The sequence below is a fragment of the Pseudomonas sp. LBUM1668 genome, assembly GCF_059695715.1.
The window spans coordinates 4321468-4338565 of sequence record NZ_CP166787.1 but is presented as its reverse complement, the minus strand read 5'-3'; the positions used below and the strand labels follow the sequence as shown (position 1 = coordinate 4338565).

Annotated in this window: 14 protein-coding genes, 4 tRNA genes and 1 pseudogene; 11 read left to right on the top strand and 8 right to left on the bottom strand. The window is 59.3% G+C overall.

From position 1 onward, the window contains the following. The first annotated feature begins 46 nt into the window (after positions 1-46). Positions 47-1087: an AI-2E family transporter gene (locus tag ACA061_RS19565; protein WP_150616043.1), complete on the top strand. Its 1041-nt coding sequence runs from the start codon at positions 47-49 to the stop codon at positions 1085-1087. A gap of 998 nt (positions 1088-2085) precedes the next feature. On the opposite strand, the gene xopAW is transcribed toward ACA061_RS19565, so the two are convergent. From xopAW to ACA061_RS19550, 3 genes are all read right to left on the bottom strand, one after another. Further along, on the bottom strand, positions 2086-2715 hold the full coding sequence (xopAW, locus tag ACA061_RS19560) for a XopAW family type III secretion system calcium-binding effector (RefSeq protein WP_497299876.1): 630 nt from the start codon (positions 2713-2715) through the stop codon (positions 2086-2088). 228 nt (positions 2716-2943) lie between these two features. Continuing rightward, positions 2944-3993 carry an ATP-binding protein gene (locus ACA061_RS19555; protein ID WP_210700359.1) on the bottom strand — a complete coding sequence of 350 codons (1050 nt, stop codon included), beginning with the start codon at positions 3991-3993 and terminating at the stop codon, positions 2944-2946. Further along, positions 3993-4742 carry a response regulator gene (locus ACA061_RS19550; RefSeq protein ID WP_497299875.1) on the bottom strand — a complete coding sequence of 250 codons (750 nt, stop codon included), beginning with the start codon at positions 4740-4742 and terminating at the stop codon, positions 3993-3995. The genes ACA061_RS19555 and ACA061_RS19550 overlap by 1 nt, the downstream gene beginning before the upstream one ends. Before the next feature lie 296 nt (positions 4743-5038). Between ACA061_RS19550 and pyrF the strand changes: the two genes are divergently transcribed. Further along, positions 5039-5737: an orotidine-5'-phosphate decarboxylase gene (gene pyrF, locus ACA061_RS19545; protein ID WP_042560469.1), complete on the top strand. Its 699-nt coding sequence runs from the start codon at positions 5039-5041 to the stop codon at positions 5735-5737. Positions 5738-5858: 121 nt separating this feature from the next. Here the strand turns inward: pyrF and ACA061_RS19540 are convergent, their stop codons facing one another. Next, on the bottom strand, positions 5859-6863 hold the full coding sequence (locus tag ACA061_RS19540; protein WP_150605200.1) for an NADP-dependent oxidoreductase: 1005 nt from the start codon (positions 6861-6863) through the stop codon (positions 5859-5861). 247 nt (positions 6864-7110) lie between these two features. Here ACA061_RS19540 and ACA061_RS19535 point away from each other — a divergent pair, with 247 nt between their 5' ends. The 4 genes and pseudogenes from ACA061_RS19535 to ACA061_RS19520 all read left to right on the top strand — a co-directional run bounded on the left by ACA061_RS19535 (position 7111) and on the right by ACA061_RS19520 (position 11532). Further along, on the top strand, positions 7111-7872 hold the full coding sequence (locus ACA061_RS19535; RefSeq protein ID WP_150593011.1) for an SDR family oxidoreductase: 762 nt from the start codon (positions 7111-7113) through the stop codon (positions 7870-7872). A gap of 186 nt (positions 7873-8058) precedes the next feature. Continuing rightward, positions 8059-9459 (top strand): aminotransferase-like domain-containing protein, encoded by a 1401-nt coding sequence (locus ACA061_RS19530; RefSeq protein ID WP_497299874.1) that lies wholly within the window; start codon positions 8059-8061, stop codon positions 9457-9459. Positions 9460-9567: 108 nt separating this feature from the next. After that, positions 9568-10671 (top strand): annotated as a pseudogene (locus ACA061_RS19525) (HAMP domain-containing protein); the annotation flags it as partial. After that, positions 10651-11532, top strand: coding sequence for a methyl-accepting chemotaxis protein (locus tag ACA061_RS19520; RefSeq protein WP_412071367.1), 882 nt, complete (start codon positions 10651-10653; stop codon positions 11530-11532). The pseudogene ACA061_RS19525 and the gene ACA061_RS19520, both read left to right, overlap by 21 nt. 637 nt (positions 11533-12169) lie before the next feature. On the opposite strand, the gene ACA061_RS19515 is transcribed toward ACA061_RS19520, so the two are convergent. Continuing rightward, positions 12170-12928 carry a hypothetical protein gene (locus ACA061_RS19515; RefSeq protein WP_191626510.1) on the bottom strand — a complete coding sequence of 253 codons (759 nt, stop codon included), beginning with the start codon at positions 12926-12928 and terminating at the stop codon, positions 12170-12172. Between the two features lie 383 nt (positions 12929-13311). On the opposite strand from ACA061_RS19515, the gene ACA061_RS19510 reads away from it, so the two are divergent. The 4 genes from ACA061_RS19510 (at position 13312) to ACA061_RS19495 (ending at position 13724) form a co-directional block, all read left to right on the top strand. After that, positions 13312-13387: transfer RNA gene (locus ACA061_RS19510), tRNA-Glu, on the top strand. Positions 13388-13389: 2 nt separating this feature from the next. Beyond that, positions 13390-13465 (top strand) — tRNA-Gly (locus ACA061_RS19505). A gap of 104 nt (positions 13466-13569) precedes the next feature. Beyond that, positions 13570-13645, top strand: a tRNA-Glu gene (locus ACA061_RS19500). 3 nt (positions 13646-13648) lie between these two features. Then, a tRNA-Gly gene (locus tag ACA061_RS19495) sits at positions 13649-13724 on the top strand. Positions 13725-13859: 135 nt separating this feature from the next. Here ACA061_RS19495 and ACA061_RS19490 read toward each other — a convergent pair. The 3 genes from ACA061_RS19490 to ACA061_RS19480 all read right to left on the bottom strand — a co-directional run bounded on the left by ACA061_RS19490 (position 13860) and on the right by ACA061_RS19480 (position 15986). Beyond that, entirely contained in the window at positions 13860-14498 is a 639-nt protein-coding gene (locus ACA061_RS19490) for a LysE family translocator (RefSeq protein WP_497299873.1), read from the bottom strand. A gap of 1 nt (position 14499) precedes the next feature. Next, positions 14500-15270 (bottom strand): 2OG-Fe(II) oxygenase, encoded by a 771-nt coding sequence (locus ACA061_RS19485; RefSeq protein WP_150616035.1) that lies wholly within the window; start codon positions 15268-15270, stop codon positions 14500-14502. An 89-nt stretch (positions 15271-15359) separates the two neighbouring features. Further along, the gene (locus tag ACA061_RS19480) at positions 15360-15986 is read right to left on the bottom strand and encodes an alanyl-tRNA editing protein (RefSeq protein ID WP_150605206.1); all 627 of its coding nucleotides are present in this window, start codon (positions 15984-15986) and stop codon (positions 15360-15362) included. Positions 15987-16076: 90 nt separating this feature from the next. Between ACA061_RS19480 and ACA061_RS19475 the strand changes: the two genes are divergently transcribed. Then, positions 16077-17075, top strand: coding sequence for a LysR family transcriptional regulator (locus ACA061_RS19475; protein WP_210700364.1), 999 nt, complete (start codon positions 16077-16079; stop codon positions 17073-17075). The last annotated feature ends 23 nt before the right edge of the window (positions 17076-17098 follow it).

Here is a 17098-nt window from a genome sequence, read left to right as displayed (position 1 = left end):
GCATGTTCGCCTACTCTTTGCCTGACTGACTTTTTCGAGACCTTACATGCTCAATAACGATCGACTGCTGGTGCAGATCCTGCTGCTGGTGTTGTTTGGCGCCAGCCTGTGGGTGATGGCGCCGTTCTGGTCGGCGCTGTTCTGGGGCGCAGTACTGGCGTTTGCCAGTTGGCCGCTGATGCGTCTTTTGACCCGGCTACTCAATGGCCGCGAATCACTCGCGGCGGCGATTCTGACCCTGGGCTGGATGTTACTGGTGGCGGCGCCGCTGGTCTGGCTGGGCTTCAACCTCGCCGATCATGTGCGTGACGCGACGGCGTTCATCAAGGATGTGCAGGTAGATGGGTTGCCGGAGGCGCCGACCTGGCTCGCCAGTGTGCCGCTTGTGGGCGAACGGCTGGTCGGCATTTGGGACAGCATCGATCAGCAGGGCGCTGCGTTGATGGTATCGATCAAGCCTTATCTGGGGCAGGTCGGCAACTGGTTGCTGGCGCGCAGTGCGCAGATCGGCGGCGGGATTCTCGAGCTGACGCTGAGCATTGTCTTTGTGTTCTTTTTCTATCGCGACGGGCCGCGTCTGGCGGCGTTCGTGCACGGTTTGCTGGAGCGTTTGATCGGTGATCGCGCCGGGTACTACATCGAACTGGTTGCCGGGACGGTGCAGCGGGTGGTCAACGGGGTGATCGGCACGGCAGCGGCGCAGGCGGTCCTGGCGTTGATCGGGTTCCTGATTGCCGGGGTGCCGGGTGCGCTGGTGCTGGGGATCGTGACGTTTCTGCTGAGTCTGATTCCGATGGGGCCACCGTTGGTTTGGGTGCCGGCCACGGCTTGGCTGGCCTGGAAGGGCGAGTATGGGATGGCGGTGTTTTTGGGGATCTGGGGCGCGTTGATCATCAGTGGCGTGGATAACGTGTTGAAACCTTATCTGATCAGCCGAGGCGGGAATTTGCCGTTGGTGATTGTGTTGCTTGGGGTGTTTGGCGGGTTGATTGCGTTTGGGTTTATCGGGTTGTTTATCGGGCCTACGCTTTTGGCGGTGGCTTATAGTTTGTTGACGGACTGGAGTAAGAGTCAGGCTCGGGTTTAGGGGCGCTTTGAGGTGTGTATATCCGTTTTTGTGGTGATGGCTGATTAGGGTTCCGCCCTTACGGCGGGTCACTTTTTCCAGACGCCGGGGTGCCGGCCCAGCGAAAAAATAACCAAAAAGGCTTTACCCTGACGTACGGCCCTCGCTGTGGCTCGGGTTCCTTCGCTGCGGAATTGATCCGGGGGCATCGCCTCCGGTTTGCTTCGCTGCACCTCCTCTCGATGTGTTCGACTTCGTCGAACGGTCGCTGCGCTCCCAACCCCGGATCAATCCCTCCACTCAGCCTGCCGACGGGCTCTGAGATCAAGAGCTGCACTCGAGCTAACGCTCATTGTGTTGAGTGGTGGGAGAGCATGCGGTCGGCTTTTGTTCGGTGTTGGATTCACCCCTCACCCCAGCCCTCTCCCCGAGGAGAGGGAGCCGATTTGTGAGGCTTTCAGAATCTGAGTTCGACTCGGTATCCCAGGTCGGCATAGCTCTGCCAAACACCTCGATCAGTCCCCTCTCCCTCCGGGAGAGGGCTAGGGTGAGGGGCTCTTGATCTGGCCTTGGCTCTTGATCTGGCTCTTGATCTGGCTCTTGATTTTTTGCCCCATCGGCAGGCCGAGCGTAGGTGTTCATCAGGGGGTAGGCGCGCAGCGCCGTGCGGCGAAGCCGCATCCATCGAGAGGAGGTGCAGCGAAGCAAACCGTAGGCGATGCCCCCGGATGGACACCGTAGCGAGGGAACACTGAGCCTCAGCGAAGTGCCGTACGCCGGGGCAAAGCCTTTTGGGTTACCTTTTCGGCGTTTGGAAAAGGTGACTCGCCGTAAGGGCGAAACCGCCAGCGGCAACACCCGCAGCAACGGATATGCCCCAAATCCCAAACCCCAAATCCCCATCACCCCCCACGCAGAAACCGCCAAACGCCGCGATCTTTTGATCTTGCTGCAAATTCAAAAAAAACAGAAAAAAGATCGCAGCCTCGTTCCACTCGACAGCTCCTACAGTAGGCGGGTTACGTAGCGACGTTGAGGTACTTGCCCACTGGCGCCGCATTATCCAGCGAGTACTGCTTGCTCAAGTTGGCAATCATGCGGTTCAACGCTTCAGAGCTGGTCTGGGCACTGGCGGTCTGCTCTTCGTCAGAACGTTCACGCCCCGCCTGCAAAGCCGCTTTCAACTCATCGCTGCTCACGCCACCGCTGCTGTCGCTATCCAGAACCTTGAGCAACGCAGCACTGTCATCGGTGCTACCGGCGCTGGTCAGGCCGCTGCTGAGTTCATCGTTGCTGATGGCACCGTCGCCGTCAGTGTCGAGGGCGCTGATCAGGGCGTCGGCCAGGTCGGTGTTGGGGGCTTGGTTTTGCGGCGGTGGTGGCGGCGCCATGGCCGTCATTTCTTCGGCGTTGAGGCTGCCGCTGCCGTCGCTGTCCAGGTCGCCGAATTGTTTGCTCAGGTTGACGAGCAGGCCGTCGTCGGACTTTTGCGACAGGGCGCTGTTCAGTTCGTCCTGATCCACCGCGCCGTCGCCGTTGCTGTCGAGTTTGGCGAACAGGTCTTTCTGCAGTTGCTGGCTGCGGGCGTTTTGCGTGGCGGTGCTGTTGGTGCTGGTATAGCTCGTGTAGTTGCTGACGCTACCGATCATCGGGCTCACTCCTTGGACTGGAAAACCGGTGGGCGTACCGGCTTATGCAGCCTCAAGGCGCAAGTTGTCGTGGGTATGTTGAGTTTGTACCGGCTGGTACACAGATCGAACGATCACCACTGAACCTGTAGGAGTGAGCCTGCTCGCGATGACGGCGTGTCAGTCGACATCAATATCGACGGATGTACGGCTATCGCGAGCAGGCTCACTCCTACAGGGTGGGTGTTTTCAGGTGCGGGGCAGGCGAATGATCGCTGTGAGACCACCGCCCGGTGTTTCTTCCAGGTTCAATTGCCCGCCCAGTCGTTGCGCGGCTTCCCGGGCGATGGTCATGCCCAGCCCGACACCACCGGAATTGCGGTTGCGCGATCCTTCCAGACGAAAGAACGGTTCAAACACCGCTTCACGTTTGTCCTCGGCAATCCCCGGCCCATGGTCGATCACGCGGATCAGCAGTTGCTCGCGCTGATCGTGCAATTCGATGCGCGCCTGCCCGGCGTAACGCAGGGCGTTATCCATCAGGTTGTTGAGGCAGGAGCGCAGCGCCATCGGTTGCACCGGCAGCGGTGCGCAGTGGCCGCTCACGTGTACGTCTGCGCCTTGGTCCTGAGCGTTTTCGCACAATGATTCGACCAGCGCCTGCACGTCCATCAGTTGCAAGGCTTCGCTGGTGCGTTGCTCGTGCAGGTAGGTGAGAGTGGCGTCGAGCATGGCGATCATGTCGTTCAGGTCCTGGCGCATCTGGCTTTGCAGCTTGTCGTCGCTGATGTTTTCCAGGCGCAGTTTCAGGCGTGACAACGGTGTGCGCAGGTCATGGGACACCGCGCCGAGCATGCGCGCGCGCTGCTGGACCTGTTCACGAATGCGCCGCTGCATCAGGTTGAAGGTGTGCGCCGCTTGCCGCGCCTCGCGTGGGCCGGACTCGTCCAGCGGGGGGCTGTCGAGGTCTTCGCTGAGACGTTCAGCGGCGTCGCTCAGGCGCTGGATCGGTCGACTGAGCAACTTGGCGCCGTACCAGGCGGCGATCATCAAGGTGATGAACTGAAAAGTCAGCGGCACGATCGGGCCGCCGAACCAGGGGCGCGGTGGGCGTGGCGGGTAGCGCGGATCGTGTGGCGGCTGTTGGCCTTCGATGTTCTGGGAAAATTCCGGTGGCGGCGGAGGCGGGGGTGGGCCGTAGAGGCGGAACCAGGTAAAAGCGAGCAAGTGCGCCAGGACGATCGCCAAGAACAGCACGCCAAACAGACGGCCGAACAGCGTGTCGAAGCGCGCTCGCATCAGCCGATGTCTCGGGCGTCGAACAGGTAACCTTCACCGCGCACGGTTTTGATCAACTGCGGGGCTTTTGGATCGTCGCCGAGTTTCTGTCGCAGGCGCGAGACCAGCAAGTCGATGCTGCGATCGAACGCTTCGATCGAGCGACCGCGAGCAGCGTCGAGCAATTGTTCGCGGCTGAGTACCCGGCGCGGACGTTCGATAAACACCCAGAGCAGGCGAAATTCGGCGTTGGACAGCGGCACCACCAGGCCATCGTCGGCGACCAGTTGGCGCAGGACGCTGTTCAGGCGCCAGTTGTCGAAGCGGATGTTCGCCCGCTGCTCGGTGCGATCATCGCGCACGCGGCGCAGGATGGTCTGGATCCGCGCGACCAGTTCGCGCGGTTCGAACGGTTTGGCCATGTAGTCGTCGGCGCCGAGTTCGAGGCCGATGATGCGGTCGGTGGGTTCGCAGCGTGCGGTGAGCATCAGGATCGGAATGTCCGATTCGGCGCGCAGCCAGCGGCACAGCGACAAGCCGTCCTCGCCGGGCAGCATCAGGTCCAGCACCACCACATCGAAATGCTCGGCTTGCAAGGCCTGGCGCATCGATGTGCCATCGGTGACGCCGCTCGCGTGGATGTTGAAACGCGCGAGGTAGTCGATCATCAATTCGCGGATCGGCACGTCATCGTCGACGATCAGTGCACGAATGCTCCAGCGCTTGTCGTCTTTCTGCTCATCCGTCATGGTGATTTGGGTGTTGTGCATGGGGCTGTTCATCTGCCAGTAGGCCGCCAACCACAAAGATGGGCTGCGAGGTGGTGGTTTCAGCATAGGCGTCCGGCGGTGAGGCGGGAAGTGCTGATGTAAGGACGTGTTGCGGCTGGCGAGGCTAGCGCGGGCGCGTGTTGGCGACATGTCGGCTGTGTATCGGAGTCGACACAATAGCAGCGAGCGCTATGCTGATCTCGGCTGGCGCGACGATTTACCGATCATCGGGTGCCGCGCCGCCGCCGGTTCCGCTACAATGCGCGCCGATTTCGACCTGCCTGAGAGCCCTTCCAATGTCCGTCTGCCAGACTCCTATCATCGTCGCCCTGGATTTTCCCACCCGTGACGCCGCACTGAAGCTGGCCGATCAGTTAGACCCGAAACTGTGCCGGGTCAAAGTGGGCAAGGAACTGTTCACCAGTTGCGCCGCTGAAATCGTCGGCACTCTGCGGGACAAGGGCTTTGAAGTATTCCTTGATCTGAAATTCCACGATATCCCCAACACCACTGCGATGGCCGTGAAAGCGGCTGCCGAGATGGGCGTCTGGATGGTCAACGTTCACTGCTCCGGCGGTATGCGCATGATGGCAGCCTGCCGTGAAGTGCTGGACAAGCGCAGCGGCCCGCAGCCGTTGCTGATCGGCGTAACCGTGCTGACCAGCATGGAACGCGAAGACCTGGCGGGTATTGGTCTGGATATCGAGCCGCAAGAGCAGGTTCTGCGCCTGGCAGCACTGGCCGAGAAAGCCGGGATGGATGGTCTGGTGTGCTCGGCACTGGAAGCCCAAGCGCTGAAAACCGCGCATCCGTCGCTGCAACTGGTGACCCCGGGGATTCGCCCGGCGGGCAGTGCGCAGGACGATCAACGGCGCATTCTGACCCCGCGTCAGGCGCTGGATGCAGGCTCCGATTACCTGGTGATCGGCCGTCCGATCAGCCAGGCGGCTGATCCGGCGCAGGCGTTGGCCTCCGTCGTCGCCGAAATCGCCTGATCAGACACTGAAAATTAAACTGTAGGAGTGAGCCTGCTCGCGATGAGGTAGTGTCAGTCGACATCAAAGTTGACTGATCCACCGCAATCGCGAGCAGGCTCACTCCTACAATGGGTTTGTTTTAAACCTTCAACACCAACTTGCCGAAATTCTCACCGCTGAACAATTTCATCAGCGTCTCCGGGAACGTCTCCAGCCCCTCGACAATATCTTCCTTGCTCTTGAGTTCGCCCTTGGCCATCCACCCGGCCATTTCCTGTCCGGCGGCAGCAAATTGTGCGGCATGGTCCATCACCACAAAACCTTCCATCCGCGCACGATTGACCAGCAGCGACAGGTAGTTGGCCGGGCCTTTCACCGCCTCTTTGTTGTTGTATTGGCTGATCGCACCGCAGATCACCACTCGCGCCTTCATGTTCAGACGGCTCAACACCGCGTCGAGAATATCGCCGCCGACGTTATCGAAATAAACATCGACGCCTTTCGGGCATTCACGTTTAAGCCCTGCAACCACGTCTTCGCTCTTGTAGTCGATGGCGCCGTCAAAGCCCAATTCATCAATAAGGAATTTGCACTTGTCGGCACCGCCAGCAATGCCGACCACGCGGCAACCTTTGATCTTGGCGATCTGTCCGGCAATGCTGCCCACCGCACCGGCCGCGCCGGAAAGCACCACGGTGTCGCCGGCCTTCGGTGCGCCGACATCGAGCAGGGCGAAGTAAGCGGTCATGCCGGTCATGCCCAGCGCAGACAGATAAACCGGCAGGGGCGCCAGTTTCGGATCGACTTTGTAGAAACCTCTGGGCTCGCCGAGGAAGTAATCCTGCACGCCAAGGGCGCCGTTGACGTAGTCCCCGACTGCAAACCCCGGGTTGTTCGATGCGACGACTTTCCCTACGCCCAAGGCGCGCATGACTTCGCCGATACCGACCGGCGGAATGTAGGACTTGCCTTCATTCATCCAGCCGCGCATGGCCGGGTCGAGGGACAGGTATTCGTTCTTGACCAGAATCTGTCCTGCCGCAGGCTCCCCGACCGGCACTTCCTGATAGGTGAAGGTCTCGCGGGTGGCGGCACCCACCGGGCGTTTGGCGAGCAGGAACTGGCGATTGGTCTGGGAAGTCATGACAGGCACTCAAGTTGAATGAAGCCTTGTTGATAGACCTTCATGGGGGATGTCGCAAGGTTGGCTGATGCGGCGAATGCACGCCGATCCAATGCAGTGATAGTCATAGGCATGGATTTATCACTGCGACGCATGGGCACATAGACAGCCTTCTGATAGTGCTGACGTCCGGCAAACCCTTGTCGCTATGCTGCAATTGCGCTGCATGTCTAAACCGCCCCGCATCTATCCGTTCGAGGACATAACAATGAGCATGACGTTTTCCGGTCAGGTTGCCGTAGTCACGGGAGCCGCCAACGGCATTGGCCGCGCAACGGCCCAGGCATTCGCCGCCGAAGGTCTGAAAGTGGTGGTGGCCGATCTGGATACTGCCGGAGGGGAGGGCACTGTCGCGCTTATTCGTACAGCCGGCGGCGAAGCGACCTTCGTGCGTTGCAACGTTACCGTCGAAAGCGAAGTGAAAAATCTGATGGACGAGGTGATTAATACCTACGGCCGTCTCGACTATGCCTTCAACAATGCCGGAATCGAAATCGAGAAGGGCAAACTGGCCGACGGTTCGATGGACGAGTTCGACGCGATCATGGGCGTCAATGTCAAAGGCGTCTGGCTGTGCATGAAATATCAATTGCCGCTGTTGCTGGCTCAGGGCGGTGGGGCGATCGTCAACACCGCCTCGGTGGCGGGCCTGGGGGCGGCGCCGAAGATGAGCATTTATGCGGCGTCGAAACACGCGGTGATCGGTCTGACCAAGTCGGCGGCCATCGAGTACGCGAAGAAGAAAATTCGCGTCAACGCGGTGTGTCCGGCAGTCATCGACACCGACATGTTCCGTCGTGCCTATGAGGCCGATCCGAAGAAAGGCGAGTTCGCCAACGCCATGCATCCGGTGGGGCGCATCGGCAAGGTCGAGGAGATCGCCAGTGCGGTGTTGTATCTGTGCAGCGACGGCGCGGCGTTCACCACCGGTCATTCGTTGGCCGTGGATGGTGGCGTTACCGCGTTCTGAATCACACTGTTGAAAAAACCCGCATTCGTGCGGGTTTTTTTATGCGCCGTGTTCACTTCACTTAAACCACTAAACAATGTGTATCAAATGATTAGAACAGTCGCTTTTGAGGGCGTTGTCGCACAGCCTGTGCGGCGTGGCTGTGATTAACTGCCGCCAGCAAAACGGACAGGAGTTTGCTTGCTCATGGAATTGAGAATTGACCGACAGGCAATGGTGCCCGTCGTACAGCAGATTGTTGACGGGCTGACTGAGTGGATCCTGCAAAGCGGGGTACCGCCAGACACCCGTTTGCCCTCGATCCGGCAAATCGCCCGGGGTAATCTGCTCAGCCAGTCGTGTGTCGTCGAGGCGTGCGAACGGCTGGTTTCGCAGGGCGTCCTGACCACCCGCCAAGGTGCGGGGTTTATCGTGGCAGCGTCGCCGTCGACGACGGGCGCAGAGGATGAGTCCGTACCCTTCGAGAGCCGGCTTGTCTGGTGTGATGCGGTGTGTGGGGCCGCGAGTGGTCTGAAGCTTGGCGGCGGCGGTTTGCCGCAGAGCTGGCGCGAGCCTGACGATCTCAGCTATGCGCTGCGAGAGGTGGCGCGCACCGACATGGCCAGCCTGTTCAACTACAGCACGCCGCTGGGCCTTGCGGCATTGCGTGAGCAGATCGTCAAACGCCTGAGACTGTTCGGGGTCGAGGCCCGCAGCACGCAGTTGCTTAGCACGTGCGGCGCCAGTCACGCGCTGGATCTGATCGTTCGAACCTTGTTCAAGGCCGGCGACTGTGTGGTGGTCGAAACCCCCGGTTACGCGCCGTTGTTCGACCTGTTGCGGCTGCACGGGGTACGGATGCTTGAAGTGCACCGCACACCGAGCGGGCCGGATACGGTCGCGCTCGAGGCGTTGCTGCGCCAGTTTCAGCCCAGTGCATTGTTCATCAACAGCCATCACCAGAACCCCACTGGCAGTTGCCTGACGCCGGCGGTGGCGCAGCGCATCGTGCAATTGAGCAAGACTTACGATTTGCGCGTGATCGAAGACGATGTCTACGCCGATCTGCACACTGGCAACGGTACTCGACTGGCCGCGCTGGACGATGAAGGGCGAGTGATTTACGTCGGCAGTTTTTCCAAGACACTCAGCAGTTCGATAAGGGTCGGATTTGTTCTCGCCGACAGCGAGATTGTTGCGCGGCTTGCCCAGGTCAAGATGATCAGTGGTCTAGGGGCCTCAAGGTTTTCCGAGGCGGTGCTGGCCAACCTGATGGCTACCGGTGCTTATCGCAAACTGGTGCAGCGCCAGCGGCAGCGTTTGAATGCCGATCGCGCCGCGGCGTTGCAGGCACTGGAAGACGCCGACTGGGAAGTGTTCGGCAAACCGACTGGCGGCTTGTTCATCTGGGCACGTGCGCGGGTGGCGGATCAGGCGCGAGTGCGCGCACAGGCTCAGCGTTGCGGTGTTTTGCTGTCCGCCCCGGATGCCTTCAGCCCAAGTGGCGAGGGAGGCGACTGGCATCGCATCAACGTCGCTTACGCCTGTGATCCGCGGGCTCGACAGTTTTTTCGCAATACCGGTTCGGATCGACCTCAAGTGTTCTGAAAACGACGCAGGCGTAGCTTTTTGCCATTATTCCGATGCCAGAGACTTGTGCTCGTTCATGGCCATTGCGACTCTTCGTCAACTGACTTTGGCAGGGGACTACGCGCAATGATTTCGGCCGTGCAAGGACGTTTTGCCAACCTCGGTATGGCGAAAAAACTGGGTATCGGGTTTGTGCTGGTTTTGCTGCTGACCGCTCTGGTGGCCGCGATTGGCGTCTGGTCCCTGCAAACCATCAGCCACCGATTTGACGGGCTGAAACAGATGTCCTCGCTCAATAGCGGCCTGCTCAAGGTTCGATTGCTCGAGCAGGAGTATGCCTTGCGCGGTAATCCGAAAACGGCCGATGCCTTGCGTGAGGGCGTGGATGGCTTGATTGCCCTGGCCAACGAGCTCAAGGCGCAATCGCCTGCCAACGTCACGGTAATGGCGGATGTCGAGCAGTCGTTGGGCGCCTATCGCAAGGCGTTCGACGAGTTTGTCTCGTTGACCCAGGCCAAGGATCTGGCGCTGGAAATGGCCAGTTGGTCAGTCTCAAGCGTGGCCAACAACCTCGACGTGTTGCAGGCCGGGCTGGCGGATGACGGTGCCTATACCCTGAAGGACACCGAAGGCAAGGACGGTGCGCAGTTCATCGAGCAGGCCAGTCAGATCAGCCAGGTGTCGAGGCTGATGCTGCAAGCGATGAATGAGGCGCGGGTTCGCCTGGATCAGAGTCGAAAGGGCGATGACAGTGGTGGCAAGGGCAATATCGAACAGGCCGCGCAAGCCCAGAGCCAGGCAGAGGCGCTGAAGTCCTCGGTCAAGGACGATGGGTATCTGACGGTGCTCAATGAAGTCTCGGGGCACATCGCCGGTTTCAACGACAAACTGGCCGAGTACACCGGATTGCTCGCACAGGAAAAGACTGTCTACGAGCAATTGCATCAGCGCGCGGCACAAGTGGTGGAACGGGTGGATCAGGCTTACGTTGCCGAAGATGCCGCCATGCAGGCCGAGCTGAAAAAGAACTCGCTGTTGATTGTGGGTTCTTCGGCACTGGCGCTGTTGGTCGGTTTGATTGCGGCGTGGCTGATTACTCGGCTGATCGTCGCGCCGTTGCGCAGTGTGATCAATGTCGCGCAGCGCATTGCGGCCGGTGATTTGAGTGCGACCGTGGAAGTCACTCGCCGTGACGAGATTGGCCAACTGATGTTGGCGATGCAGCAGATGGGCGCGGGATTGAGCACGATTGTCAGTGGGTTGCAGGCCGGTATCGAACAATTGGCCAGTTCCGCGCAGTCGCTGTCGGCCGTCACCGAGCAGACCAATCTTGAGGTCAGCAGTCAGAAGGAAGAAACCGAACAGGTGGCCACCGCCATGAACCAGATGACCGCCACCGTCCACGATGTCGCGCGCAACGCTGAAGAAGCGGCGTTGGCGGCGCAGACGGCGGACGGCAAGGTCGAGAGTGGTCAGCAGGTGGTACGCCAGAGCATGGCGCGGATCGAGCAGCTGGCGGATTCGGCGAATTCGGCGAGCTCAAGCATCGAGAGTCTCAGTGCCGAAATCCAGAATATCGGGACGGTGCTGGGTGTGATCAAAAGCGTTGCTGAGCAGACCAATCTGTTGGCATTGAATGCGGCGATCGAGGCAGCACGGGCCGGGGAGCAGGGCAGGGGCTTTGCGGTGGTGGCCGATGAGGTTCGCGCCTTGGCTCGACGCACGCAGCAATCGACCGAAGAGATTGAGCGGCTGGTCAGTGCATTGCGCTCGGCGGCGCATTCGTCGGTGCAGCAGATTCAGAGTAGCGGTGAGTTGGTGAAGCTGGCGGTGAGTGATGCGTTGCAGACTGAGAGTGCGTTGGGGAGTATTGCAGCGGCGGTTTCGTTGATTCAGCAGATGAATCAGCAGATTGCGGCGGCGGCGGAGGAGCAGAGTTCGGTGGCGGAGGAGATCAATCGCAGTGTGACGAGTATTCGCGCGAGTGCGGATCAGTCGTCGATTGCGATGCGTGGGAATGCGGCTTCGAGTATTGAGCTGGCGCAGTTGGGGAGTGAGTTGCGGGGGATGGTTGGGCATTTTCGGCTTTGACGCTTTTGACTTGGCGGCCTTTGGGCCGACCATGTTGTGGGGGTTGGGGTGAATATCCGTTTTTTTTGTGATGGCGGCATAGGGTTCCGCCCTTACGGCGGGTCACCTTTTCCAAACGCCGAAAAGGTAACCCAAAAGGCTTTGCCCCAACGTTCGGCCCGCTCGCTGGGGCTCGGGGTTCCTTCGCTCCGGGATCCATCCGGGCGCATCGCTTCCGGTTTGCTGCGCTGCACCTCCTTTCGATGTGTTCGACTTCGTCGAACGGCGCTGCGCGCCTGCCCCCCGGATGAATCCCTCCTCTCAGCCTGCCGACGGGGCAGGTGAATCAAGATCAAGAGCTGCAGTCGAGCTAACGCTCATTCTGTTGAGTGGGGCGGCTGCGCCGCGGTGGTGCTGCTTGCTGTTTTGCTTGTAGTGGGGACTCCCTGTAGGAGCTGCCGAAGGCTGCGATCTTTTGATTTTGCTGTTGCTCTTTGTGTGAGCTGGCCAATCCCTGGTTGAATGCATCCATCCCAAACTGTAGGAGTGAGCCTGCTCGCGATGGCGACCTGTCATTCACCTTGCTTGTGCAAATGAAACACCAACATCAGCCCACAAAAAAGCCACCTCTCGGTGGCTTCTCTTTCAGCATCAGCGATCAGTCGTAGATGACTTTTTTCTTCCAGTCCGCATCTGCTTCAGCATCCTTGAGCCCTGCAGTCAGTTGGTTTTCTTCACCTTCGACCGGGGCGATTTTGTCCATGACCTGGGCGTTGGCGCGAGCCAGCAGTTTTTCCAGGTACTGCAGTTGTTCGGCATACATCTGCGGGTCTTGCTGTTTGCGCAGGTATTGCACGCCGCGTTCGAAGGCGAGGCGGGCCTGGCCGGGTTGGTTTTGTTGCAGGGACTGCTGGCCGAGGTTGTTGAAGAACTCGATGTGCAGCAGTACCAGAATGTGGCGGACTTCTCGGATCCAGTGTTTGGCTTCGTTCGGTGGCAGGAAGCCGTCATGGGCGGCGCGGGTGATCTGGCCGTGCAGGGCTTCGAGGAGGAAGCGTACGTCTTTGGCTTTGGCTTCGGTCAGGATCGGCGCCGGTGGATTGTTGACCGGGATCGATTCGCCTTGGGCTACCAGTGCGTTCAGTTCGGTGATGCGGGCTTTGGTGGCGGCGCTGGTTTTCTCAAGGTTCAGCAGGCGCTGGCAGACGTTGAGTTCCAGGCGGGTCAGCAACAGCTTGAGGGCCGGGGTCATGAACTGGCCGGGGAAGGTCTCGGTCAGTTCGCCGCAACGGCGCAGGCGGTCGTTGAGTTCGACTTTGGTGCGGGCCTTTTCCAGTTTGTTGTTTTCCACCACATGGTTCATGTAGCCAATGGCGATCAGAATTGCGATCCCGGCTACTACTAGCAGGGTGATCATGAGTGGTGTCACCGGTAAGACCTCTTTATAGGGTTCGCATGCGAGTGTAGTGGTTGGGCATTTATGCGCCTAGCGCCGTTCGACGAGTTGGCGCAGTGGGTTCTATCTGTATCGGCCATGCACCACTTATATGAATGCTGGCGCATGATATGCAGATTGCCATCACTGTGCGGTGACTATAACGTCTTGGCGACTGCCGGAATATAGGCGTCAATCGTCGGGCGAAGGAAAAGCCGGAACGGTGCCTGAAAGCAGGTCGAAGTCATTGATTTAAATAAATTTATATCAGGGGGTTGACGACCCTCCAATCCATCCATAGAATGCGCGCCACTTACAGCGTAAAGCACACAGCGAAACGCGGTAGGGAGTGAATGTTGTAGTGTGTCCCCTTCGTCTAGTGGCCTAGGACACCGCCCTTTCACGGCGGTAACAGGGGTTCGAGTCCCCTAGGGGACGCCAATGCGGGAATAGCTCAGTTGGTAGAGCACGACCTTGCCAAGGTCGGGGTCGCGAGTTCGAGTCTCGTTTCCCGCTCCATTTTTAAACAGCACTGCTTTCGGGCGGGGCTGAGTGAAACCAGAACCAAGTCTTCGGATGCGGATCTGGACACCGAAACACACACCATGTGTTCCGGGTAGCGTGTCCCCTTCGTCTAGTGGCCTAGGACACCGCCCTTTCACGGCGGTAACAGGGGTTCGAGTCCCCTAGGGGACGCCATTTGCGGGAATAGCTCAGTTGGTAGAGCACGACCTTGCCAAGGTCGGGGTCGCGAGTTCGAGTCTCGTTTCCCGCTCCAATTTCACAAAAACGCCGCTCAGTGATGAGCGGCGTTTTTGTATGCGCGTTTTATGGATTCTTCTTCCCAAGTATCACGCAGACAAAAAAGGCCCATCGATGAAAGTCGGTGGGCCTTTTGCGTTGCGTGGGCGAATTACCAGGACAGCATCAGTCGACCGGCAAACAGAATCAGCACGACACCCATGGTGCGTTCGAACCAGTGCCCCATGCGCATGAACAACAACCGCACTTTGTTGCTTGAGAAAAACAGCGCGACGATCACGAACCACAGCGCATTCACAAAACACATCCACACACCGTAAAGCGCTTGAATCTCCAGCGGTGTGCTGGCGCTGATGATGGTGGTGAATATCGCGAGGAAGAACAGCGTGGCTTTGGGGTTGGTGGCATTAGTCAGAAAACCGGTACTGAAGGCTTTGAACAGCGTTTGTTCGGCGACGGGCTCATCGACGATTTTGTCACCCTCGAGTGTCGATTTCGGCTTGCTGCGCAGCAGGCTGACACCCAGATACAAAATGTAGGCACCGCCAATCACCTTGGCGACCGTCAACAGCCACGGGGTGGTGTGCATCAATGCGCCGACGCCCAGCAAGGTGTACAGCACATGTACGGAAATGCCTGCGCCGATACCCAGTGCCGTGCAAATTCCCACCAGTCGGCCAAAACGCACACTCTGGCGAATGGTGACCGCGAAATCCGGTCCGGGAGCGACCACGGCCAGAAAGTGAATGGTGGCCAGCGCCAGAAACTCGCCCAGGTAGTTCGATAACATCTCAGCTCCAGAAAGTCAGGGGTGAAGCATTGCCGCGGTAGCCGACAAAGAAGGAAAGGCTCAAGCGCGGATCGGCCACGCCCGGCGTTACCGAGTGCATACAGCGCGAATTGAACATGATGAAATCGCCGGGCTCGGGTCGCACTTCGAGGGTGGGCGGGCCGAGCAGTGCCGGATCGATGCCGTAACTTTCGCCGCGCATTTCGTCGAATTGATCCGGCGTAATGTCGTCATCCCACATTTGCAACGCGCCGCCCTCGGTCGGCATGTTCAGGTATACGTTGCAGGCGAATTGCGCCTCGAGGCTGCGGGCCTGAAAACTCTCCGGCGCGTCCTTGGCGAAAATGTCGTGGTGGGCCAGGAAGCACACGCCGGGTTTCACCACGCGCGAAAGGCCGACATACATTTTGCGTCCGTAGAGGTTTTCCAGATGTGCGCCGGCGGGCCAGGATTCGTCGAGCATGCAGCGCAGCGTGTCGACCGGCGAAGAGTAGGGCGCACAGCGCTGACGCAGTTCGGCGATGTTGCTGGTGGCCCGCTCGAAATAATCCTCGATCAGTAGCGGCTGGTTTTCCGCTTCATAAAACGCCATGCCGATGCGGCCGATACTCGGTGCGTTGATGTAGCCCTCAAAGCCGGGCGCAAGAATCTTGTCGCCAATCCGGATCGCCAGCGGCTCGGGCAAAAAGCCTCTGAGGCGGATGGCGAGGACTTCTTCGTTGGCCAGTTTTTTTATGCACGTCTCATCGAGACGCTCGACGTCTAGCATCATTTTCTTTAGGTCCATCTATCGATAGTCAACGGAATCCGCGCGTGCGGTTCCCCCGCGCCGGCCACTGCGCAGGGCAGCGGCCGAAATGCTCAATCCACGCTGTAGTGGACGGACAACGTGCCTTTCTTCTGTGAAAGGGACGCGATCGTGACTGTGCCCAGATCCTTCAGGCTACGTACGTGGGTGCCGCCGCAGCCATAGGCTGGCAGCTCACCAAAACCGATTTCCCGCGCGCCTTCGCGCAGTGACGTCAAGCGTGGCAGATCGTGTTCGACCCATTGATCGATACCGAGTTGAACGGATTGCGCGTCGACCTCCTGCGCGGCATCGCCCGGCTTGAATTGCACGCGTCCTTCGTCTGGCCAGTGGTGTGCCTTGATCGGCGTCCAGCCCAGAGCCTGAACGAAATGCCCGATCAAATGGCCGGCCGAATGCATGCGGGTATTAAAGCCACGGCGCTGTTCGTCGACCCGGATGCAGGTCATACCGAGCGGTACCGGTCGGTCGACGAAGTGGATGATTCGATCCGGTTCCTGCACCACGCGCAGCACCAGACTCTCGCCAATCCAGCCGGTGTCACATGGCTGGCCGCCACCTTGCGGATGAAACAAAGTGGCGCGCAGCACTACTGCGAATTCGTTCTCTTGGGGCGTGCAGTCGAGGACTTCCACATTGGCCTTGAGGTCATCACTATGGAAAAAGAGGCGAAGCGTCATATTCCATGCCCTGATTAAAGTTTCTATTTTTATTATATGAATCGTGCAATAACGTGATAATCCGTTCAAACATCAAAGGACTTGTGCGCTGTGAGCATCAATCTACCGCTACCACTGCTCGGCGAAATGGCGATTTTCGTCAAGGTCGTGGAGACCGGCAGCTTTTCTGAGGCCGCGCGCCAGCTCGGTTCATCTCCGTCGGCGGTCAGTCGCAGCATTTCTCGGCTGGAAAAGGCGTTGGCTACGCGGCTGTTGCAGCGCACTACGCGCAAATTGCGGCTGAGTGACGGCGGGGAAGAGGTGTTCAAGCGTTGTCAGGAGATGGTCAGCGCCGCCAAATCGGTGATGGAGATCAGCGGCCAGTTCACCCATGAAGCCGAGGGCCTGATACGCGTCAGTGTGCCGAAGGCGGTGGGGCGTTTCGTGATTCATCCGCACATGCCCGAGTTTCTGCGGCGTTACCCCAAGGTCGATGTCGAGTTGTTGCTGGAAGACCGGCAGGTCGATCTGATTGACGATCATGTCGATCTGGCGATCCGCATCACGGATCGGCCACCGGCCGGGCTGGTCGGGCGGCAACTGCTGACCATCGATCATTTGCTCTGCGCTTCCCCGCAATACCTGGCCGAGCACGGTACGCCAACGCATCCCCACGATTTGCTCAATCACAGCTGCATTTATCTGGGAGAAACCCCGAGTGACGCGCGCTGGAAATTCAAGAAGGGCACCAAAGCAGTAACGGTGGGGGTGCGCGGTCGCTATGCCGCCAATCACACCGGCGTGCGCTTGGGTGCGGTGTTACAGCACATCGGTATAGGCAGCCTGCCGTATTTCACCGCGCGCTATGCGCTGGAGCAGAAGTTGGTGGTGCAGGTGCTGCCAGACTGGGCGTTCCTGGCTTCATACCATGGTGGGCTGTGGTTGCTGCATTCGCCAACGCGCTACCTGCCGCCGAAGTTGCGGGTGTTTATCGACTATCTGGTGGAGTGTCTGGAGAAAGAGCCGACCTTGAGCAAGCCGGGGAAGCCGGGTGGGGTGGTTAACGCAGCGATGGCGTATGAGTTACCGGAAAGCGAGGGGTTGTTGTAGCGTAAAAGCAAAAGATCGCAGCC